Below are 21960 nucleotides of genomic sequence, written 5' to 3'. Positions count from 1 at the left end.
CAGTATTATTTAACCCAGGCTAAAATTCTTCCTGCGTTGGACGCACAACAATTTCATTAATATCAACGTCGCCAGGCTGTTCTATGGCAAATAAAACCGCGCGGGCAATTGCGTCAGCCGGAATAGCCTGCTTATAAAACTCATGGAGAAATTTTTTACTCTCTTCGTCAGAGCTGCCGAATTGCAGTTCGCTTTCGACGGCGCCGGGCGAAATAAGCGTCGTGCGGATAGTTTTACCCGCCTCCTGACGTAAGCCTTCACTCAGCGCGCGGACGGCGAATTTTGTGGCGCTGTACACCACGCCGCCAGGTGCCAGCACCTTGATGCCCGCGACGGAGGCAACGTTAATAAAATGTCCGCTGCCCTGACGCTGGAACACCGGCCACGCGGCCGCGATGCCGTACAGCACCCCTTTCAGATTGGTGTCAATCATCTTGTCCCATTCGTCGGTTTTCAGCTCGCTCAAGGGGGCGATAGCCATAAAGCCCGCGTTGTTGATCAGCACATCCACGCGCTGGTAGGCGGCAACGGCAGCGTCAATGGCGCGCTGAACCTCTTCCTGACGGGTGACATCGGCCTTCACGGCTATCGCCTTGCCGCCTTGCTGAATAATCTGATCTACCAGGGCATTAATTCTGTCCAGACGGCGCGCCACCAGCACCAGCGAAAACGCGTTATTCGCTAAATGGAGGGCAATCGCCTGACCAATACCGCTGCTGGCACCGGTAATGACAACAACCTTGTTTGCACTATTATTCATGATCTTATCTCGCTATTGAGTGATGCAAAAAATAAAAGGCAGAGAAGCATTAATGAATAATGACAAATTCATTAATGCGGTTTTTTGATATATTGTGTATCGGAAATAAAATGATGTTCGTTTAAAAGTTAATGGAGTACGCAAGAGTCTGTCAATGTCGTTTTTTAATAATTAAATTAATTACAGGCTTAATATTTAATTCTTATAGGTAACCGAGAATAGTATTTAAATGAAATGGGGTCACGATAGCGGCCCTGCGAACAGGGCCTGAGAATTACAATTTGCCACTGTAAAGCACCGGGCCTGTGGGGAGTCCAGTGGGCGATCCGCCCGCTGGTTCAAGGCTTATGGCTATCGTGGCGTCAGGAGGGAGGGTTGTGTTCCTGAGGGTGACGCGTGTCGGTATGTCGTTATGCAGCAGCCCCATGGAGACCGGCGCCTGCCCGCCTGGGATCAGCCAAAGCTGGAGGCTGTGTTGCGCCGCGACGGCCGTCGGCCGAAGAGGGGCAATGCTCAGGTGCTGGCGGCTGGCATCCGCGCTAACGACCCATTCCCCGTGCTGTTGGGCATCGTTGAGGACCATCAGCGGAACGAGTTCCGGTGTACGAGTGGCATACCAGGCAACGACCGACAGGGCGGCAAGGGAGGCCGCAGCCATCCAGCCGACATAAGGCCGACTTTTGCGTAAAGGCTTTTTGGGCGGCAGGCCGAGGGCGATTCTTTTCCACACCGTCTCGGGTGGAGGGACGGGCACAAGATGACTATCCAGCGTGCTGAACATGTCCTGCCAGTACGCCACGCGGGCGGCCAGAGCGGGTTCATGGGCAATCCGTTTCTGGAACTGAAGCCGTGCTCCTCCCCGCAGCGTGCCGAGGGCATACTCTGCTGCCAGCATGTCATCGAGTTTTTCTGCGTCATTCATAGCCCCACGCACTCCCGAAGATGATCCATTGCCCGACGTATCCAGCTTTTCACCGAGCCTACAGGCTGCTGGAGCCAGTCGGCAATGTCGCTGTGAGACATTCCCTGATAGTAGGCGAGCGTAATGCTCTGGCGCTGCTCGCTGCTCAAATGTTCGAGACAATGCCTGAGCCGCTCTGCCTGCGCATCGTCGTGCCAGTTATTCTGCTCATCGCTTTCGCTCAGCAGAATATCTTCCGAATACGACTCTTCACGGGCTGCAGCCCGGGTTTGCCCGCTGCGCAGCCAGTCAATACAGCGGTTGCGAACAATATGCGTAAGCCAGGTCATCGGGGAGCTCAGGGTAGCGTTATAGCTTTCGGCTTTACTCCAGACGGTGACAAAACAGTCGTGCAGGATCTCTTCTGCCCAGGCGCGGTCGCGCAGCATGCGCAGCGCAACGGCAAACAGGTGAGGCGATGTGAGTCGGTAAAGTTGTTCAAATGCGCGGCGATCGCCGTTAGCGATCGCCTGCATTAATTTCAACTGCTGTTCAGCCAGCGCGTTATCCATGTTTTTTCCGGAAGGCAACGTCACACTTCCGAAGTATAGACAACTACTTAGGCATCAGGACGGTATCAATCACATCGATCACGCCATTTTTCTGATGGACGTCATAGGTGCTGATGTTCGCCACGTTACCTTTACCATCCTTAAGCTGAATATTGTGCGGGCCGTTGCTCATGATCCACAACGGTTGACCGTTAACGGTCTTCAGCTCCGCGTGGCCGCCGCCCTGTTTAATTTTCTGCTCCAGCGCTTTCATATCGTAATTACCGGCGACCACGTGATAGGTCAGGATGCTGGTGAGCGTGGCTTTGTTTTCGGGTTTGACCAGGTTCTCGACCGTGCCGTCAGGCAATTTCGCAAACGCCGCATTGGTTGGGGCAAACACGGTGAAGGGCCCTTTGCTCTGGAGCGTATCCACCAGCCCGGCCGCTTTGACGGCGGCCACCAGCGTAGTGTGATCTTTCGAGTTCACGGCGTTTTCAACAATATTTTTGCTCGGGAACATCGCCGCTCCGCCCACCATCACGGTGTCTGACGTCATGGCTGCTGATGCGCCTGCACAGAAGAGTATCGCGCTGGATACGAATGCAACACTGAGTAGCTTTTTCATCATTTATCCTCGGATTAAGGAGCAAAGGCGTTGCTCACATACTCATATACGAGGGGCGGGGGGAAACTGGATGCAGGGAAATGAAAATAAATTTGTGGCGGGGAAGTGAATCCCCTCTCCCCGGTGGGGAGAGGGCAAATGACTTAGCGTCTCACCGGTGCCCCGTTCGCCACATAATACGCCGCCGTGCTCTTCGCCAGCGGCTCGCGACCGCGAATGGCGTCGGCAATCTTCTCGCCAATCATAATGGTGGTGGCGTTCAGGTTGCCGGTGATGATCTGCGGCATAATCGATGCATCCACCACGCGCAGCCCTTCCAGCCCGTGAACGCGGCCTTCGCCGTCGACCACCGCCATCTCGTCATAGCCCATCTTGCAGGTGCCGCACGGATGGAAGGCGGTTTCGGCGTGGTTACGCACAAACTCGTCCAGCTGCTCGTCGGTCTGGCAGTCAATACCCGGACTGATTTCACGGCCGCGGTACTTGTCCAGCGCGGGCTGGTGCATGATCTCGCGGGTGATGCGGATCGCGTCGCGAAACTCCTGCCAGTCCTGCTCGTGGGACATATAGTTGAACAGGATCGCCGGATGCTGGTGCGGATCGCGCGACTGGATGCGCACGTGTCCACGGCTCGGGGAGCGCATGGAGCCGACGTGGCACTGGAAGCCGTGTTCTTTCACCGCGTTCGAGCCGTTGTAGTTAATTGCCACCGGCAGGAAGTGGTACTGAATGTTTGGCCACTCAAACTCCTCGCGGCTGCGGATAAACCCGCCCGCTTCGAAGTGGTTGCTCGCACCTATGCCGGTGCCGCCAAACAGCCACTCCGCGCCAATCTTCGGCTGGTTCCACCACTGCAGGGCAGGGTAGAGGGAGACCGGCTCTTTGCATTCGTACTGGAGGTACATCTCAAGGTGATCCTGCAGGTTTTCCCCCACGCCGGGCAGATCGTGCACCAGCGGGATATCGAACTGCTTCAGCAGGTCAGCGTTGCCCACGCCGGAGCGCTGGAGGATCTGCGGGGAGGCAATCGCCCCGGCGCTCAGCAGCACTTCTTTTTTTGCCGTCGCTTTGGATGGGATGGTGCTTTCACCCTCCAGCCACTCGACGCCCACCGCGCGCTTGCCCTCAAAGAGGATGCGATCGGTCATGGCGTGGGTGCGGATGGTCAGGTTCGGACGCGGTTTCGCCTGATCCAGATAGCCGCGCGCGGTGCTGGCGCGTCGGCCCTGCGGCGTGACCGTGCGGTCCATCGGGCCGAAGCCCTCCTGCTGATAACCGTTGAGATCGTCTGTGCGCGGATAGCCCGCCTGTACGCCCGCCTCCACCATCGCCTCGAACAGCGGGTTCACGCCCGGTTTCGAGGTGGTAACGCTCACCGGGCCGTCGCCGCCGTGGTAGTCGTTCGGCCCCACGTCGCGCGTCTCTGCCTTGCGGTAGTAGGGCAGGCAGTTGAGGTAGCTCCAGTGCTCCAGGCCCGGCTCTTTCGCCCAGTGGTCGAGGTCCATCGCGTTACCGCGAATGTAGCACATGCCGTTGATCAGCGACGAGCCGCCCAGCCCTTTGCCGCGTCCGCACTCCATGCGGCGGTTGTTCATGAAGGGCTCTGGCTCGGTTTCGTACGCCCAGTTGTAGCGCTTGCCCTGCAGCGGGAACGCCAGCGCGGCGGGCATCTGGGTGCGGAAGTCAAATCGGTAATCCGGCCCGCCTGCTTCAAGCAGCAGGACGGTGGTGTTCGGATCTTCAGTCAGTCGTGTCGCCAGCACGTTGCCGGCAGAGCCGGCCCCGATAATGATGTAGTCAAATTGCAAATAAACCTCCCGGTTAAAATATGGACTGGAATTTACCCATCTCAACCTGGATGGACTTCACCTGGGTGTAGCTCTGCAGCGTCATCACGCCATTCTCGCGGCCAATGCCGGAGTGCTTGTAGCCGCCGACCGGCATCTCTGCGGCGGATTCACCCCAGGTGTTGATCCAGCAGATGCCCGCTTCGAGCTGGTGAATGGCGCCGTGGGCGCGGTTCAGGTCGGCCGTGACGATGCCTGCCGCCAGCCCGTAGTCGGTGTTGTTGGCGCGGCGAATCGCTTCTTCATCGGATTCGTAGGTGAGGATGGACATCACCGGGCCGAAGATCTCTTCGCGCACGATGGTCATCTCGTCGGTGCAGTCGGTGAACACGGTTGGGGCCACCCACGCGCCGTTATCGAAGCCTTCGCCCTTCAGCACGTCGCCGCCGCACAGCACGCGCGCGCCTTCCTCTTTGCCTTTGGCGATGTAGCGCATCACGCTGTCGCGGTGCGGGAAGCTGACCATCGGGCCAAAGTTGGTAGCTCCATCGAACAGATCGCCCGCGCGGATGCGGCCCACGCGCTCAACGATTTTCTGCTCAAACGCGGCTTTGAACTTAGCCGGGACAAACACGCGGGTGCCGTTGGTGCACACCTGGCCGGAGCTGAAGAAGTTGGCCATCATGGCGATGTCCGCCGCGAGATCCAGATCCGCATCGTCGAAAATAATCAGCGGGGATTTACCGCCCAGCTCCATCGTCACCTCTTTCAGGGACGAGGCCGCCGAGTTGGCCATCACCTTTTTGCCGCTGGCGACGCCGCCGGTGAAAGAGACTTTCGCGATGCCCGGATGCTCGGTCAGGTACTGGCCGGTCTCTGCGCCCACGCCAGGCAGGACGTTAAACACGCCGTCCGGCAGGCCCGCTTCGGTGTAGATCTCGGCAAGCTTCAGGGCGGTAAGCGGCGTCACTTCGCTCGGCTTGAAGATCATCGCGTTGCCCGCCGCCAGCGCCGGGGCCGATTTCCACAGGGCGATCTGGATCGGGTAGTTCCACGCGCCGATGCCCGCCACCACGCCCAGCGGCTCGCGGCGGGTGTAGACGAATGAGGTCTCACGCAGCGGGATCTGGCTGCCTTCCAGCGCCGGGATCAGCCCCGCGTAGTACTCCAGCACGTCCGCGCCGGTGACGATATCCACGGTTGAGGTTTCGGAATACGCTTTACCGGTGTCGAGGGTTTCCAGCTTTGCCAGATCGTCGTTGCGCTCGCGCAGGATGTCGACGGCGCGACGCAGGATGCGAGAGCGCTCCATGGCGGTCATCGCCGCCCAGACTTTTTGCCCGCGCGTTGCGCTTTCTACGGCGCGATCGACGTCTTCGCGCCCGGCGGCCTGTACGGTCGCCAGGACTTCACCGTTGGCCGGGTTGATGGTCTCGAAGGTGCGACCGCTGGTGGCGGATGTATAACCACCATTGATATAAAGCTGCTGTTCTGCCATTCGGGACATAAATTCTCCTCGGTTAGTCGGTCGGTAAATGCTGGCTGATAAAGTGGCTGGTGAGCGACTGCGCCAGGGTCTTATCCAGCGGCTTGCCGCTCAGCGCGGCGCGCAGCCACAGTCCGTCGATCAGCGCCGCCAGCCCGTAGCCCGCCTCCTGGGCCTGCTCGCGCGGAAGCTCGCGGCGGAACTCGTACACCAGGTTCGACAGCAGGCGGCGGCTGCTCACCTGCTGCAGGCGGTAGAGCATGGGCTGATGCATGCTGCTTGCCCAGAAGGCCAGCCAGGCCTTCATCGCCGCGCTGCTCACCTGGGTTTCATCAAAGTTACCGCCGACAATCGCCTGCAGACGCTGCTCCGCGCTGCCGTTCGGCAGGGCGTGCAGGCGGCTTAATACCGCATCGCGCAGCTGGCCGGTGATGTCGCGCATGGTCGCTTCCAGCAGGCCATTTTTGTCTTTGAAATAGTGACTGATGATCCCCGTGGAAACGCCCGCCCGACGGGCGATCTGCGCGATCGTCGCGTCATGCATTCCCACTTCATTTATTGCTTCCAGCGTGGCGTCGATAAGCTGCCTGCGCCGGATCGGCTGCATCCCCACTTTGGGCATTATTGCCACTCCATTCATCAGCGTTGGTTAACCATTAAAGCGGTTTTTGATTGGACGTTCAATATAAAATGTGTCTTAATTGTTGCGGATTTGGATTTTAATAGTTACAAAAACAGTGAGGATACTGGATGACAGACCTTTCACAGGACAGAGAAAAAGACAAAATCAACCCGGTCGTTTTTTATACGTCCGCCGGGCTGATTTTGTTGTTTTCCCTGACAACGATCTTCTTTCGCGATTTTTCTGCCGAGTGGATTGGGCGCACCCTGAACTGGGTATCGAAGACCTTCGGCTGGTACTACCTGCTGGCGGCGACGCTCTACATCGTCTTTGTGGTCTGCATTGCCTGCTCGCGCTTCGGCTCCGTGAAGCTCGGGCCAGAGCAGTCCAAGCCCGAATTCAGCCTGCTGAGCTGGGCCGCGATGCTGTTTGCCGCGGGCATCGGCATTGACCTGATGTTCTTCTCCGTGGCGGAACCGGTCACGCAGTATATGCAGCCGCCGGAAGGGGCAGGGCAGACGATGGAGGCCGCGCGCCAGGCGATGGTCTGGACGCTGTTCCACTACGGCCTGACCGGCTGGTCAATGTACGCCCTGATGGGCATGGCGCTGGGATACTTTAGCTATCGTTATAATTTGCCCCTCACTATTCGCTCCGCGCTGTACCCGATTTTCGGTAAAAAGATTAACGGCCCGATTGGCCACAGCGTGGATATCGCGGCGGTGATCGGCACCATCTTCGGTATTGCGACCACGCTCGGGATTGGCGTGGTGCAGCTCAACTACGGGCTGAGCGTGCTGTTTGATATTCCGGACTCGATGGCGGCGAAAGCGGCGCTGATTGCGCTCTCCGTCATTATTGCCACCATTTCGGTGACGTCGGGCGTCGATAAAGGCATCCGCGTGCTCTCCGAACTGAACGTGGCGCTGGCGCTGGGCCTCATCCTGTTCGTGCTCTTTATGGGCGACACCTCGTTCCTGCTCAATGCCTTAGTGCTGAACGTGGGCGACTACGTAAACCGCTTTATGGGCATGACGCTGAACAGCTTCGCCTTTGACCGTCCGGTGGAGTGGATGAACAACTGGACGCTATTCTTCTGGGCGTGGTGGGTCGCATGGTCGCCGTTTGTCGGCCTGTTCCTGGCGCGTATTTCGCGCGGGCGCACCATCCGCCAGTTTGTGATGGGCACGCTGATTATCCCGTTCACCTTTACCCTGCTGTGGCTGTCGGTGTTCGGCAACAGCGCGCTGCATGAGATTATCCACGGCAACGCGACCTTTGCACAGGAAGCGATGGCGCACCCGGAGCGCGGCTTCTACAGCCTGCTGGCGCAGTACCCGGCGTTCACCTTTAGCGCCTCCGTGGCGACCATTACCGGCCTGCTGTTCTACGTCACCTCGGCGGATTCCGGCGCGCTTGTGCTGGGCAACTTCACCTCGAAGCTGAAGGATATCAACAGCGATGCGCCGAACTGGCTGCGCATCTTCTGGTCCGTCGCCATCGGCCTGCTGACGCTCGGCATGTTGATGACCAACGGCATCTCGGCGCTACAGAACACCACGGTGATCATGGGGCTGCCGTTCAGCTTCGTCATCTTCTTTGTGATGGCCGGGCTGTATAAATCGCTCAAGGTGGAAGATTACCGCCGCGTCAGCGCCAGCCGCGATACCGCACCGCGTCCGATGGGGGCGCAGGACAGACTGAGCTGGAAGAAACGCCTGTCGCGCCTGATGAACTACCCGGGCACGCGCTACACCAAACAGATGATGGAGACGGTCTGCTTCCCGGCAATGGAAGAGGTGGCGCAGGAACTGAAGCTGCGCGGTGCGTACGTGGAGCTAAAAAACCTGCCGCCAGAGGAGGGTGAAACCCTGGGTCACCTGGATCTGCTGGTGCACATGGGCGACGAGCAGAACTTTGTCTACCAGATCTGGCCGCAGCAGTACTCGGTTCCCGGTTTTACCTACCGGGCGCGCAGCGGGAAGTCGACCTACTACCGGCTTGAGACCTTCCTGCTGGAAGGGAGCCAGGGGAATGATTTGATGGACTACAGCAAGGAGCAGGTGATTACGGATATTCTGGACCAGTATGAACGGCACCTGAACTTTATCCACCTGCACCGGGAAGCGCCGGGGAATAGCGTGATGTTCCCGGATGTTTGATCCTTGAAGTGAAGAACGTAAAAAGGCATCGCTGCTGCCTTCATGCCGGGTGGCGGCGATGCCTTACCCGGCCTACAAAACCGGTTTACCATAGGCCTGATAAGCGAAGCGCCATCAGGCGTTAAATGTGCTTTGGGACTGAAAGGCAATATTTCCTTTATTTATATTCACCATTCTGTTTTTCTTTCTGCGCAGATTTCATCCATGCATCATCATAAATAATATTGCCTTTAACATAGTTCCATTGAATGCCACGAAATCGCAGGCCTACTACTTCATGCATGTTAGGGGCAGAACTGCCTGGATAGTATACATGCGTAAAATCTAAAGATGATATTACCACGCTATCAAGCGTGATGGTGTAGATCTCTCTTTCTGCTCCCGCTTCAATAATTTCATAATATTTAATAATGGCTTTTTGCAGGCGTCTTCCTTCGCAAGCGACAACGGCAAGGTAAGGACTTACCTTATCTAATTGCTTATGCAGCGTAACCGGGCCATGCTGTCGTGTTCCGGTCATATTTCCGGTATGACTATCGACGGCTTGTTTTACACCATAGCTGCTGTTCATGATTTCGATAGCACCTTCTCGACCTGGCATCATACATTCGCCCTGTACGAGCATTCCGTTCTCGTCGTAGAGAAATAGGTAAGCGGGTAGTAACATTATCGTTCTCCTAAATTTATTAGCTTGCCATTTTTATCGATATCGAACTGATGTACATATTCTTTGCCATTTAAGCCGTAGTGAATTACGTAAGTATGTTCATTCTCCCATTTAATATTCATACAGGTATCAGGATAGGAAAGGTTTAAATCACCGTATCCGGAACCCGCCACTATGCTTATCTGATGGGATTTGCTTGAATATATTGTATAATACTTCAATATGTCATTTTTATTAATGCTGAAACAAATATGATTGCCATTAATAAAAGTTAGTCGTGTTTTTGGGGCTCGTTTACCACCGGGACAACCGGTAATTGAAATACACATAGCTATAATGAACAGCAGTTTTTTCATCCGGGAAATCCTTTTAAGACTGTTTGGTATTTACTCAGGAGATAATAGAGTGTTTCTTTAAGATGCAGATCGCGATATTGTAATAAACTTTGATTTTTATCCAGACCAAAGTATTTCAATAACCAGTAATCGCTTACAATTGATGCTTGTTGTTCTAACCCATAATGCAATAGAGATACTTTATCTAAACTATAAGTATAGTCAGCAATACCGGAAAATAATCCTCTGGTCCTGACAAACATCCCTTTTTGTGTTTGCCAGACGTGCATCATCTCATGCATAAATCTATGCTTCTTAACTAAGTCGTCCTCTAATGAGAAATCAGGTGAATAAGTTTCTTCTCTAAACCACATTTCACCATTGGGACTCATCGCTATATCGACAGGCTGGAGATTAAAAGGAAGATAACTTTCCCTGTGCACCCACACCAGATGATAATGGATACTGTAACCGTAAAGCGTCTTCGCGAGGGCTATCTCACCGATGGTGAGTTGTCGGATACCGCCTGGGTTAATCGGGGTTCCTGAGGTGGGAATAATGCGTTCATTTACCGGCATTATAAATCCATTGTAATAGTGTGGTTATTGGGTTTTTATCCTACTCCTGTCGAAATGGAAAAGAAGATTGATATATTCCTAAAAAACGATTTTTGCGTTGTGAGAAATAAATCAAATAGGGAATGAAAGAAGATTTTCGAAACCTGATGAGCGTTACAGCAAAGTGATCGCGTGGTCGCCATGAAGCAGCCAGTGAAGTGTAAATAGAGTTCCTACTTTAAACTCAGCCTGTGGGTAGGTCAGCGCTAGCGTGAGTGTTTTCTCATTGAGTCTTGTTATGCGGGCACAGTCAAAACCCATGTAAATCTTCACCCGCGGGTAGAGTGCCTTAAACAGACTCTCTTTGGCGCTGAATGCAAGCGTCAACGCCAGCGCAAAGGGGTAGCCCGAGCGCGTCAGGCACATCGCTTCCTGTGCATCAATGATGCCGTCCTGGATTTCTCGGGCTTCACGGTCAGGAAGAATGGCTTCGCAATCAATACCCACAAGCGCGTCTGGATAACGGACGGCAACCGCCATCGCCTGCGTGCCGCTGTGGGTGATGCTCCCTGAAACGCCTTCCGGCCAGAGCGGTTCACCGCTGGGGCCGATGCCGGGCACGGTGTGGTCAGGTAAGGCATGCGCGGCGGCGATGCGGCCTGCCAGATGCTCGGCTTTGCGTTTGCGCCCGGCGTTTGCAAGCTCTGCGTGGTGGGGGAGCCAGAGGAGATCGGCGTCGGTGAAGGTCGTAGGGTCGAAGGTGACGTGGTGTACGGTATGGCCGGCGAGAATGAACGTGCGGTGGGTGGTGTGCATGGTTTCTCCTCTATCAATAAATAGTGCGGCCTGATGCCCTCACCCAGCCCTCTCCCACGGGGAGAGGGCGGCGTTGTTGCCTTTATTAGAATCGCGTATTCACGCTCATATACCACGTGCGGCCTGGCTCATTATAGGTATAAGCCCCCGCGCCGTACATATACGCGCCGGTGGTGGCGTTCCCGGTCGTCTGGGCATTACCCGCACGCCACTGGCGCTTGTCGAAGACGTTATCCACGCCGCCGGTCAGGCTGACGTTTTTGGTCATGTCCCAGGTTGCGCTCAGACCAACGATGCTGTACGGGCTGACCTCGTCTTTTTCAGACCCGGTCACAGGCTGACCTTTGTAGTTGTACTTCTTCGGCTGCTGCTTGCCGTACCAGGTAAAGGTCGACTGGAGCGACACGTCCTGATGAACCTGCCAGCTCAGGGTCGAGTTCAGCGTGTACTCCGGAATGATCGACAGACGGTCGCCGGTCTCCTTGTTCTTGCTCTGCAGCATGTAGGTGATGTTGTTGGTCCAGTTAATGGTGTCGCTGACCGGCACGTTCAGGGAGCCTTCCAGCCCTTCAACCACCGCTTTCGGCACGTTTTCCCACTGGTAGATATCCGTCTGCACTTTACCGGACGAGGTGTGGCCGATCGGCGCGTAGCCCGCTTCGATCTTGTTGCGGTAGTCGTTGCGGAACCAGGTCACGCCCGCCAGCCAGCCGTCGCGCTTCCACTCCAGGCCAATCTCTTTGTTGATGCTGGTTTCGGCCTTAAGATCGTCGTTACCCATCATGTAGCAGCCTACGCCGTCGGAGCTGGCGTAGCAGCCCTGACCTTTGCTGTAGAGCAGGTAGTTCGGGTTGGTCTGATACAGACTCGGCGCCTTATAGGCGCGGGCGATGCCCATCTTCAGCGTGAAGTCATCCCCCAGACCCTGCGACAGGTTCAGGGACGGGCTCCAGTTGTTGCCGACGATGGTGTGGTGATCGAAGCGCAGGGCAGGGGTCAGCATGGTGCTGTCGGTCAGCTCCATGTTGTTCTCAGCGAACAGGGAGAAGATTTCCGCTGAGGTGTATGGGCTGCGATCGTTACTCATGCCCGGAATGGTGCCGCCCTGCAGGGTTTGCGTGAAGGAGGTGGAATCTTTCATGCGCTGCTGGTTCCACTCGGTACCCAGCGTCAGGTTCTGGTTAACGAGGAAATCAATCGGCAGGTTGATTTCGCTGTGTAGCATCACGTCGGCCAGATCGGTGTCGGTGAATTTATTGCTGTTGAACAAGCCTTCCGTACCGCCCGCCAGCCCTTCACCCAGACGGGAGTTGCGGGTGTGCTCGTACTGCGCCCAGTTGCTGGTGGTAATGCCGTTATCCCAGCCGCCGTTCCAGGTCACCGCGAAGTTCTGGCGATAGATACGGTTGGTCTCTTTGCCGTAGTTCTTTTTCACCAGGCCGCTGGAGCTGTTGTCGTTGTTGGTGTTCTGGGTATCACCGGCGTAGAGGTTATTCTGACGGCTGTAGCCCGCCTCAAATTCCAGAGACTGCATCGGCGCAAAGTCCCAGCGCACCACGCCGTTGATGTCTTTATTTTCTACACCCTCCCGGCCAGCAGGCAGCGTGTCGGCGTAGGCACCGGTACGGTCAGACTGGTGACCCTGGTTGATGTCCCACGCGTCGGCCTGGGTTTTGTCCAGGTTACCGAACATGCGGAAGCTGAAGTCGCCGCCCAGCGGGCCGCTCAGGCTGAAGTTGGTGCGCTTGGTGGAACCTTCATCCTTGTGCTCAGGCGCATTCAGGTAGGTGTTCCAGGAGCCGTGCCACTGGTCGTCGAATTTTTTGGTGATGATGTTCACCACGCCGCCTGCCGCGCCGTTGCCGTAGCGCGCGGCGGCCGGACCGCGGATCACTTCGATGCGCTCGATCATCTCCGGCGGCACCCAGCCGGTATCGCCGCGCGTATCGCGCTCGCCGCGCCAGCCCAGACGGATAGAGTTACGGCTGGTCACCGGCTTGCCGTCGATCAGGATCAGGGTGTTTTCTGGCCCCATGCCGCGGATATCAATCTGACGGTTATTCCCGCGCTGGCCGCTGGTGGAGTTACCGGTCAGGTTAACGCCCGGCATGGTGCGGATGATTTCCGCCACGTCGCGCGCGGGCGGGTTTTTGCGGATCTCATCGGCGGTGATGGTCGATACCCCCGGCGCCTGCAGATTCTGCTCGGCGGCGGTGATCACCATCGTGTCTTCGTGCTGCGCAGAGGCGGTGTTGTCGTCTGCCAGAGCAGGCAGCGCGACGCCATAAATCCCTAAATTGACCAGCAAGGCCAGAGAGTGAATCTTCTTATTCATTGTACGTCCTGCTTTTGTGGTTGTTTTATGAGCGCTTCCCACAGCGCGGGCACTACGCTATTGCAAATGCAAATAGTTATCAATAATATTATCAATAAAATTTGCTCTGAAACAAAAAAGACTGTTAAACATGGGGTTATAAGGGTGACGGCGTTAACAACGGGAAGTGAAGCGTGGTGGCAGTCGAAAAACGGGCCTGAATGGACGCCGGAAAAGGGAAACTATCGCGTCACGTTCTGGTGGCGTGACCCGGCAGGAACGCAAAGAACGTCACCGATCAAACGCGTCTGGCTCTACGTCACCGGCGTGACCGATCACCATCAAAATGCCCGCCCGCAGTCCCTCGAACGCATTCCCGATACCGACGTCTGGCAGTGGCAGGGCGAGTTCAGCCCCGAGTGGCGCGGAAGCTACTGTTTTATCCCTTCCGTGAATGAAAACGATTTTGCCAGCGTCGTGTTTGAAGGCGAGCAGCCGGAACGCACGGCGCTGCGTGAAGGCTGGCGCAAGCTGCTGCCGCACGCGGTTTCAGACCCGCTGAACCCGCAAAGCTGGCGCGGCGGGCGCGGCCATGCCGTCTCGGCGTTGGAAATGCCGGAAGCACCCGTTCAGCCGGGGTGGAATCATCCCGATACGCCGTATCAGCCGCCAGTCTGCATTGAGTGGGAAAGCGCGCGCCTGAAAAATCGCCGTCGCATCTGGATTTTCGCCTCCGGCGGGGACGACCGGGAACGCCCGCTGGCGGTGCTGCTCGACGGGCAGTTCTGGGCCGAAAGCATGCCCGTCTGGCCTGCGCTGGCGTCGCTCACCACCGGGCGCAAATTACCGCCTGCGGTCTACGTCTTAATCGATGTTATCGATATGGCGTATCGCAACCGCGAGCTGCCGTGCAATCCCGACTTCTGGCTGGCGGTGCAGGAAGAACTTCTCCCCCTTGTTAAAAAACGCGTGCCGTTTAGCGACCGCGCCGACCGTACGGTGGTGGCTGGCCAGAGCTTTGGCGGTCTCGCGTCGCTTTATGCTGGCCTCAACTGGCCGCAGCGTTTTGGCTGCGTGCTTAGCCAGTCCGGCTCCTACTGGTGGCCACACCGCGGCGGCCAGCAGGACGGGCTGTTAATCGAGCAACTTAAAACCGGCGAAATATCCCCTCGCGGGTTACGCATCCTTCTTGAGGCCGGGCGCAACGAGCCGCTCATCTTCCGCGCGAATCAGGCGATTTATGCCGAACTGCACGCACACCAACCGGTTATCTGGCGTCAGGTTGACGGCGGACACGATGCGCTTTGCTGGCGCGGTGGGCTGACGCAGGGGCTTATCACCCTCTGGCAGCCGCTTATTCACTAACGGAGTCTGTATGGAATTCAGCAATCCTTTCGATAATCCGCAGGGACAGTTCGCCATTTTGCAAAACGACCAGGGGCAGTACAGCCTGTGGCCACAGCAGTGCGAACTGCCGGCAGGGTGGGGCGTGGTGTGCGAAGCACAGTCTCAGGAGGCGTGCCAGCAGTGGCTGGCGGAACGCTGGCAGACGCTTGAGCCGTCTTATTTCGCGGGGGAGAACGCATGAACCGTCTTCCTCTCGTCGCCGCCCAGCCGGGGATCTGGATGGCGGAACAGCTGTCCACGCTGCCAAACGCCTGGAGCGTGGCGCACTACACCGAGCTGAAAGGCGATATCGATGCGCCGCTGCTGGCAAAAGCCGTTGCCGCGGGCATGATGCAGGCCGATACCCTGCGCATGCGCTTTGCGGAAGACAACGGTGAGGCGTGGCAGTGGGTGGATGACACCTTCATTCTGCCGGAACCGTCCATCGTTCGCGTTGATTCCCACGCCGCCGCCGTGGCGCTGATGGAATCCGATCTTAACCAGAACCTGCGCGTCGACAGCGGTCAGCCGCTGGCGTTTCATCAGCTGATTCAGGTCGGTGAAAAACACTGGTACTGGTATCAGCGCTATCACCATCTGGTAGTGGATGGCTTCAGCTTCCCGGCCATAACCCGCCAGATCGCCGCGATTTATGCCGCGTGGAAAAAGGGCGACCCCACGCCGGAATCCCCGTTTACGCCATTCGCAGAGGTGGTGGACGAGTATCAGCGCTATCGCGACAGCGAGGCGTACCGGCGCGACGGCGCCTTCTGGGCCGGGCAGCGCAAAGAGCTGCCTTCTCCGGTCTCGCTCTCCTCCGCGCCGCTGCCGGGCCGCGCCGCCACGACCGACATTCTGCGTCTGAAAATTACCGCCGACGGCCGCGCCTTCAGCCAGCTTGCACAGGCGGCAGGGCAGGTACAGCGCACCGACCTGGCGCTTGCGCTGGTGACGCTGTGGCTGGGGCGCCTCACCGGACGGCTGGACTACGCCGCCGGGTTTATCTTTATGCGCCGGATGGGATCCGCGGCGCTCACCGCGACCGGGCCGGTGCTTAACGTCCTGCCGCTGGCGGTCAATATCGATCCCCAGGAGAGCCTGCCCTCGCTGGCGCTGCGCCTGGCGAACCAGCTGAAAAAAATGCGCCGCCACCAGCGCTACGACGCCGAGCAGATCGTGCGCGACAGCGGGAAAGCGGCGGGCGATGAAGCGCTGTTTGGTCCGGTGCTGAACGTTAAAGTGTTCGACTACCAGCTGGATATCGACGGCGTGGAGGCTATCACCCACACGCTGGCGACCGGCCCGGTGAACGATCTGGAGCTGGCGCTGTTCCCGGACGAGCAGGGCGGGCTGAGCATGGAGATCCTCGCCAATAAGCAGCGTTACGATGAGGCGACGCTGACGCGTCACGTGGCGCGCCTGAACGCGATGCTGGTGCAGTTTGCGGCCAACCCGGACCTGCGCTGCGGCGAGGTGGAAACCGTTTCAGAGCAGGAATACGCAAAGCTCGCGCGCATCAACGATACCGGGCTGGCGCTGCCGTCGACCACGCTCGCGGATCTGGTGGCGGAACAGGCGAGCAGAACGCCGGATGCCCCGGCGCTGGCGGATGCGCACGTTGAACTCAGCTATCATCAGATGCGCGAGCAGGTCGTCGCGCTGGCAAACCTGCTGCGCGCGCGCGGCGTGAAGCCGGGCGACAGCGTGGCGGTGGCCCTGCCGCGCTCGGTATTCCTGACGTTAGCCTTGCACGGCATTGTGGAGGCGGGCGCCGCGTGGCTGCCGCTCGACACCGGCTACCCGGACGATCGCCTGCGGATGATGCTCGAGGACGCGAAGCCGTCCCTGCTCATTACCACCGACGAACAGCTTCCGCGCTTTAGCGATCTGCCTATTACGACGTGTAGTTACAACACACTGTTACCGGCCACCGATGCTGAGCCGCTGCGTCTGGCAAAGCCGGAGCAGACGGCGTACATCATCTTTACCTCCGGCTCGACCGGGCGTCCAAAAGGGGTCATGGTCGGCCATACTGCCATCGTTAACCGCCTGAAGTGGATGCAGGACCATTATCCGCTGGGCGCGAACGATGTGGTGGCGCAGAAAACGCCGTGCAGCTTTGACGTGTCGGTGTGGGAGTTCTGGTGGCCGTTTATCGCCGGGGCAAAGCTGGTGATGGCGGAGCCGGACGCGCACCGCGATCCGCAGGCGATGCAGAGCTTCTTCACGCACTACGGCGTGACGACAACCCACTTCGTGCCATCGATGCTGGCGGCGTTTGTTGCCTCGCTGACGCCGGAAAACGTCGGGTGCTGCAACACGCTTAAGCAGGTGTTCTGCAGCGGCGAAGCGCTGCCGACGGCGCTGTGCCGTGAGTGGGAAGCGTTGACCCATGTGCCGCTGCATAACCTCTATGGTCCAACCGAAGCGGCGGTGGACGTCAGCTGGTATCCGGCGTATGGCCCCGAGCTGGCGGCGGTGGAAGGTAACAGCGTGCCGATCGGTTTCCCGGTGTGGAACACGGGGCTGCGCATTCTGGATGCGATGATGCGCCCGGTACCGTTCGGCGTGGCGGGGGATCTCTACCTCACCGGCATTCAGCTGGCGCAGGGGTATCTGGGACGCCCCGATCTCACCGCCAGCCGCTTTATCGCCGACCCGTTCGCGCCGGGCGAGCGGATGTACCGCACCGGAGACGTTGCCCGCTGGCTGGATAACGGCGCGGTGGAATATCTGGGCCGCAGCGACGACCAGCTTAAAATTCGCGGCCAGCGCATCGAGCTGGGTGAAATCGACCGGGCGATGCTGTCGCTGCCGGACGTGGCGCAGGCCGTGGCGCACGCCTGCGTCTTCAACCAGGCGGCGGCAACGGGCGGCGATGCCCGCCAGCTGGTGGGGTACGTGGTTTCTGAATCCGGCTTACCGCTGGACCGCGACGCGCTGCTGGAATCGCTCAGAACCCAGCTGCCGCCGCATATGGTGCCGGTGGTGCTGCTGCAAATCAGCGCGCTGCCGCTGAGCGCCAACGGCAAGCTGGATCGCAAGGCGCTGCCGCTGCCGGAACTGACCGGTAAAACCTCCGGTCGCGCGCCGGAAAGCGAAACTGAAATCGCCGTGGCGCAGGCGTTTGCCGCGCTGCTGGGCTGTGAGATCAGCGACATTGAGGCGGATTTCTTTGCCCTCGGCGGCCACTCGCTGCTGGCGATGCGCCTCGCGGCTCAGCTCAGCCGCGCGTTCAACCGCAAGGTCACGCCGGGGCAGATTATGGTCGCCTCGACGGTCGGCAAGCTCAGCGCGCTGCTGGACTCTCAACTGAGCGACGAGCAGGCGCAGCGTCTGGGGTATGAAACCCTTCTGCCGCTGCGCGAAGGCAACGGCCCGACGCTGTTCTGCTTCCATCCTGCGTCCGGCTTTGCCTGGCAGTTTAGCGTCCTGGCGCGCTACCTCAGCCCGCGCTGGTCAATCGTCGGCATTCAGTCGCCGCGTCCGGACGGTCCGATGCAGCAGTGCGCGGATCTCGATGGGGCGATCGATCATCACCTGAATACGTTGCGTAAGCAGCAGCCGCAGGGGCCGTATTACCTGTTCGGCTATTCCCTCGGCGGCACGCTGGCGCAGGGCATTGCGGCCCGCCTGCGCGAGCAGGGTGAAGCGGTGGCGTTCCTCGGCCTGCTGGATACCTGGCCGCCGGAAACCCAGAACTGGGCGGAAAAAGAGGCCAACGGCCTCGACCCGGCGGTGCTGGCGGAGATCGAGCGCGAGCGGCAGGCGTTTATCGCCGCCCAGCAGGGACAGGGCTCCAGCGAGCTGTTTAACGCTATCGAAGGCAACTACGCCGACGCGGTGCGGCTGCTCACCACGGCGCACAGTTCACGCTTTGACGGTAAAGCGACGCTGTTTGTTGCCGAGCGCACGCGCATGATGGATCCGCAGGCCGCCTGGGCACCGTGGGTGGGGGAACTGGAGGTGTACAGCCAGGATTGCGCCCACGTGGATATCATTTCACCGCAGGCGTTTGAGAAAATTGGGTCAGTGTTGAGGGAGATTTTGGGGTAACGTCAAAAGCGCCGGGTGGCGGCTACGCCTTACCCGGCCTACGGAAGCCGAGTGTAGGCCGGGTAAGGCGTAGCCGCCACCCGGCAATTACCGCCGACCTAACGGCACCACCAGCGGCGTTCCCGCCACCGGATCGTCAATAATCATGCAGCGCATACCGTAGATCCGCGCGATCAGCTCCGGTGTGACAATCTCTTTCGGCGCACCCTGCGCCACAATCTCCCCGTCGCGCAAGGCAATCAGGTGCGTGGCGTAACGGCACGCCTGGTTTAAATCGTGCAGCACCGCCGCCAGAGTATAGCCCTGCGTGCGGTTCAGCTCGCTCAGCAGCTCCAGCAGATCAATCTGGTGGCTGATGTCCAGCCAGGTTGTCGGCTCGTCCAGCAGCATGATCGACGTTTCCTGCGCCAGCACCATCGCGATCCACGCCCGCTGACGCTGGCCGCCGGAAAGGGTGTCCACGCTCTGCTGGGCGAGATCGGTGATGCCCGTCGCCTGCATCGCGCGGCTGACCGCCTCGTCGTCCTCTTTACGCCAGCGGGTAAACAGCGGCTGGTGCGGGTAGCGCCCGCGCGAGACCAGCTCCTGCACCGTGATGTCCCCCGGCGTGGTGGCGTTTTGCGCCAGCAGCCCGATGCGCCTGGCCACTTCTTTGCTGGCGAAACGCTGGATCTGCTCCCCGTCCAGTAAGACACTGCCCTCCACCGGCGTCATCAGGCGGCTCAGCGTGCGCAGCAGGGTCGATTTGCCGCAGCCGTTCGGGCCGATAATCGCCGTGAAGTGGCCGTCCGGAATGGCAACGGATAAGTCACGGGCAACGATTTTTTTGCCGTAGCCGAGGGTGAGATGTTCGCCGCGCAAGCGGGTGATTGAATCTGTCATTTCTTGCGTGACTCCTGAACGAGCAAGACGATAAGGTAAATCCCGCCGAGGCTGACGGTCACCACTCCCACCGGAAGCTGGTAAGGCATAAACAGCCGCTGGGCGCAGAGATCGGCGGCCAGCAGTAACAGCGCGCCGCACAGCGCCGCCTGAGTTAATCCCCAGCGCGCCGTCCCGCTTAGACGTCGTGCGATATGCGGCGCGACAAGGGCGATAAACGAGATCGGCCCAGCGATGGCGGTGGAGGCGGCGGTCAGCAATACCGCCACCAGCATCAGCATCAGGCGCGAGCGTTCGACGCTCACGCCCAGCGCGCAGGCGCTGTCGTCGCCCATCTCCAGCAGCCGCATGCGTCGCACCAGCAGCAGCGCGCCGATAAACATCAGCACAATCAGCGGCGCGGCGGGCCAGGTTTTGCCCCACGTCAGGCCGTTGAGAGAACCTGCGTACCACAGCCCGGCGGAAAGCGCCGTTTCCAGCGAGGCCTGCAGCAGCAGCCAGGTGTTAAAGGCCATCAGCATCGCACGGATGCCGATACCGATAATGATCAGCCGGAAGGTGTCGATACCGTTGCGCCAGGCCAGCAGCCAGATAACCAGCGACGTCAGAATGCCGCCCGCCATCGCCGTGAAGGTAATGGCCGTCAGGTGCTGGCCGAACAGCACCATCGCCACCAGCACGCCGCTCCAGGCCCCGGTATTGAGGCCCATCACGTCCGGGCTGCCGAGCGGGTTGCGCATCAACGACTGGAATATCGCGCCGCTGACGCCGAGCGCCGCGCCGACCAGGATTGCCATCGCCACGCGCGGCAGTCGCCATTCGGTGACCACCATGGTGATGTTACGCGGCGCGCTGCCGGTGAGAGCGTGAAAGACCTGCGCGAAATCAAGCGTTACGGCACCGCTTTGCAGGCTCCAGACCGCCAGCAGCAGACTGGCGACGACCAGCAGGGAGACGCTGGTGACTAAACGCCCGGACGGGGCCCTCATGCGCCACCTCCGCGTTTACGGCGCACCAGGAAAATCAGCACCGGCGCGCCGATAAAGGCGCTGACCACCGAGACGCGCAGTTCACCCGGCACCAGCAGGCGGCCCAGCACGTCGGCAAACAGCAGCAGGGCAGGCGTCGCCAGCAGCGTGACCGGCAGAGACCAGCGGTGATCCGCCCCCACCAGCCAGCGCGCCATGTGCGGCATCATCAGGCCGATAAAGGCGATTGGCCCGACCACGGCGGTCGCGCTGCCGCACAGCACGGTGATGGCCAGCAGGCCAATCAGCTGCGTGCGCGCGACGCGGTTGCCGAGCGCGGTGGCGGTGTCGCTGCCGAGGCTCAGGCTGTTCAGCGCCCGGCTTAACGACAGCGCTACGGCGGCGGCAATCATCACCGGGATCGCCACCACTTTCAGCGTTTCAAGAGTGCGGATATCCAGCGAACCGGCCTGCCAGAAGCGCAGCTGGTCGTAAACGTCCGGGTTGAGCAGGGCGATGCCGTTGGACAAGCCTTCCAGCACCGCGGCAAGCGCCACGCCCGCCAGCGTCAGGCGCACCGGGCTCAGCTGACCGCCGCCCTGGCTGCCGGTAAACGCGACCACCAGCGAGGCGGCCAGCGCGCCGCAGAAGGCCATTACCAGCTGCTCAGACGGAGAGGTGAAGCCGAACAGCGCCGCGCCCAGCACGATGGCAAAGCTGGCGCCGGCGTTCACGCCTAGAATGCCGGGGTCCGCCAGCGGGTTGCGGGTGAGGGTTTGCATCAGGGCACCGGCAAGGCCGAGCGCGCCGCCGGCCAGCAGTCCAGCAAGGGTGCGGGGCAGGCGAGCGTCGAGCACGATAGTGCAGTCAGCGCTTTGGCAGGTGCCAGTAAGCGCATCAACGATGACGGACGCGGGAAGCGGCTTCGCGCCGACCAGCAGGCTGAGTGCAATCGCGAGGCTCAACAGCAGCAATAAAACGGGCACGGCAACGGCGCGCACCGAAGATGAGGAAAACGACATAGCAACATCCATGATTTGATAATGATAGTGATTATCGTTATCTATCTTATTTGGCTATGT

Annotated in this window: 19 protein-coding genes; 4 read left to right on the top strand and 15 right to left on the bottom strand. The window is 59.2% G+C overall.

Annotated features, from left to right (window positions below; genetic code table 11):
- Window positions 1-19 precede the first annotated feature (19 nt).
- From FHC52_RS08900 to betI, 7 genes are all read right to left on the bottom strand, one after another.
- Window positions 20-760, bottom strand: coding sequence for an SDR family oxidoreductase (locus FHC52_RS08900; RefSeq protein WP_021242632.1), 741 nt, complete (start codon window positions 758-760; stop codon window positions 20-22).
- A 274-nt stretch (window positions 761-1034) separates the two neighbouring features.
- Window positions 1035-1682, bottom strand: coding sequence for an anti-sigma factor domain-containing protein (locus tag FHC52_RS08895; RefSeq protein ID WP_220420033.1), 648 nt, complete (start codon window positions 1680-1682; stop codon window positions 1035-1037).
- Window positions 1679-2233 (bottom strand): RNA polymerase sigma factor, encoded by a 555-nt coding sequence (locus FHC52_RS08890; protein ID WP_220420032.1) that lies wholly within the window; start codon window positions 2231-2233, stop codon window positions 1679-1681. The genes FHC52_RS08895 and FHC52_RS08890 overlap by 4 nt, the downstream gene beginning before the upstream one ends.
- Window positions 2234-2276: 43 nt before the next feature.
- Window positions 2277-2840 (bottom strand): fasciclin domain-containing protein, encoded by a 564-nt coding sequence (locus FHC52_RS08885; RefSeq protein ID WP_032674327.1) that lies wholly within the window; start codon window positions 2838-2840, stop codon window positions 2277-2279.
- Between the two features lie 143 nt (window positions 2841-2983).
- The gene (gene betA, locus FHC52_RS08880) at window positions 2984-4648 is read right to left on the bottom strand and encodes a choline dehydrogenase (RefSeq protein WP_023293075.1); all 1665 of its coding nucleotides are present in this window, start codon (window positions 4646-4648) and stop codon (window positions 2984-2986) included.
- Between the two features lie 13 nt (window positions 4649-4661).
- A complete protein-coding gene (gene betB, locus FHC52_RS08875; protein ID WP_032674329.1) occupies window positions 4662-6134 on the bottom strand; it encodes a betaine-aldehyde dehydrogenase in 1473 nt (490 codons plus the stop codon).
- A gap of 13 nt (window positions 6135-6147) precedes the next feature.
- Entirely contained in the window at window positions 6148-6735 is a 588-nt protein-coding gene (gene betI / locus FHC52_RS08870; protein WP_008500977.1) for a transcriptional regulator BetI, read from the bottom strand.
- 128 nt (window positions 6736-6863) lie between these two features.
- Here betI and betT point away from each other — a divergent pair, with 128 nt between their 5' ends.
- Window positions 6864-8897 (top strand): choline BCCT transporter BetT, encoded by a 2034-nt coding sequence (gene betT, locus FHC52_RS08865; protein WP_024906970.1) that lies wholly within the window; start codon window positions 6864-6866, stop codon window positions 8895-8897.
- A 157-nt stretch (window positions 8898-9054) separates the two neighbouring features.
- Here the strand turns inward: betT and FHC52_RS08860 are convergent, their stop codons facing one another.
- From FHC52_RS08860 to FHC52_RS08840, 5 genes are all read right to left on the bottom strand, one after another.
- On the bottom strand, window positions 9055-9564 hold the full coding sequence (locus FHC52_RS08860) for a type VI secretion system tube protein Hcp (protein WP_126288544.1): 510 nt from the start codon (window positions 9562-9564) through the stop codon (window positions 9055-9057).
- Window positions 9564-9920, bottom strand: coding sequence for a putative T6SS immunity periplasmic lipoprotein (locus FHC52_RS08855; protein WP_032656129.1), 357 nt, complete (start codon window positions 9918-9920; stop codon window positions 9564-9566). The genes FHC52_RS08860 and FHC52_RS08855 overlap by 1 nt, the downstream gene beginning before the upstream one ends.
- Window positions 9917-10477 (bottom strand): hypothetical protein, encoded by a 561-nt coding sequence (locus FHC52_RS08850; RefSeq protein ID WP_021242623.1) that lies wholly within the window; start codon window positions 10475-10477, stop codon window positions 9917-9919. Before FHC52_RS08850 ends, FHC52_RS08855 begins: the two co-directional genes overlap by 4 nt.
- Window positions 10478-10630: 153 nt before the next feature.
- Window positions 10631-11272 carry an enterobactin synthase subunit EntD gene (entD, locus tag FHC52_RS08845; protein ID WP_032656132.1) on the bottom strand — a complete coding sequence of 214 codons (642 nt, stop codon included), beginning with the start codon at window positions 11270-11272 and terminating at the stop codon, window positions 10631-10633.
- Between the two features lie 85 nt (window positions 11273-11357).
- Window positions 11358-13607 carry a TonB-dependent siderophore receptor gene (locus FHC52_RS08840; RefSeq protein WP_008500981.1) on the bottom strand — a complete coding sequence of 750 codons (2250 nt, stop codon included), beginning with the start codon at window positions 13605-13607 and terminating at the stop codon, window positions 11358-11360.
- A gap of 144 nt (window positions 13608-13751) precedes the next feature.
- Here FHC52_RS08840 and fes point away from each other — a divergent pair, with 144 nt between their 5' ends.
- From fes to entF, 3 genes are read left to right on the top strand one after another with little or no spacing between them, the layout of a single operon-like run.
- A complete protein-coding gene (gene fes, locus FHC52_RS08835) occupies window positions 13752-14951 on the top strand; it encodes an enterochelin esterase (RefSeq protein WP_220420031.1) in 1200 nt (399 codons plus the stop codon).
- Between the two features lie 10 nt (window positions 14952-14961).
- Complete coding sequence (locus FHC52_RS08830) at window positions 14962-15174, top strand: MbtH family NRPS accessory protein (protein WP_021242619.1); 213 nt, start codon at window positions 14962-14964, stop codon at window positions 15172-15174.
- The gene (entF, locus tag FHC52_RS08825) at window positions 15171-19028 is read left to right on the top strand and encodes an enterobactin non-ribosomal peptide synthetase EntF (RefSeq protein ID WP_220420030.1); all 3858 of its coding nucleotides are present in this window, start codon (window positions 15171-15173) and stop codon (window positions 19026-19028) included. The genes FHC52_RS08830 and entF overlap by 4 nt, the downstream gene beginning before the upstream one ends.
- 87 nt (window positions 19029-19115) lie before the next feature.
- On the opposite strand, the gene fepC is transcribed toward entF, so the two are convergent.
- The 3 genes from fepC to fepD are packed head-to-tail and all read right to left on the bottom strand — an operon-like array spanning window position 19116 to window position 21900.
- The gene (gene fepC / locus FHC52_RS08820) at window positions 19116-19910 is read right to left on the bottom strand and encodes an iron-enterobactin ABC transporter ATP-binding protein (protein WP_063453221.1); all 795 of its coding nucleotides are present in this window, start codon (window positions 19908-19910) and stop codon (window positions 19116-19118) included.
- Window positions 19907-20899, bottom strand: a complete 993-nt coding sequence (fepG, locus tag FHC52_RS08815) for an iron-enterobactin ABC transporter permease (protein ID WP_126288538.1) — start codon at window positions 20897-20899, stop codon at window positions 19907-19909. The genes fepC and fepG overlap by 4 nt, the downstream gene beginning before the upstream one ends.
- Window positions 20896-21900: a Fe(3+)-siderophore ABC transporter permease gene (gene fepD, locus FHC52_RS08810; RefSeq protein ID WP_126288536.1), complete on the bottom strand. Its 1005-nt coding sequence runs from the start codon at window positions 21898-21900 to the stop codon at window positions 20896-20898. Before fepD ends, fepG begins: the two co-directional genes overlap by 4 nt.
- Window positions 21901-21960 lie beyond the last annotated feature (60 nt).

Origin of the sequence: Enterobacter sp. EC_64, assembly GCF_019584165.1 — a bacterium.
Classification (GTDB): Bacteria; Pseudomonadota; Gammaproteobacteria; order Enterobacterales; family Enterobacteriaceae; genus Enterobacter; species Enterobacter roggenkampii.
The sequence above is the reverse complement of the archived record's forward strand: the minus strand, read 5'-3'. Positions and strand labels throughout refer to the sequence as shown.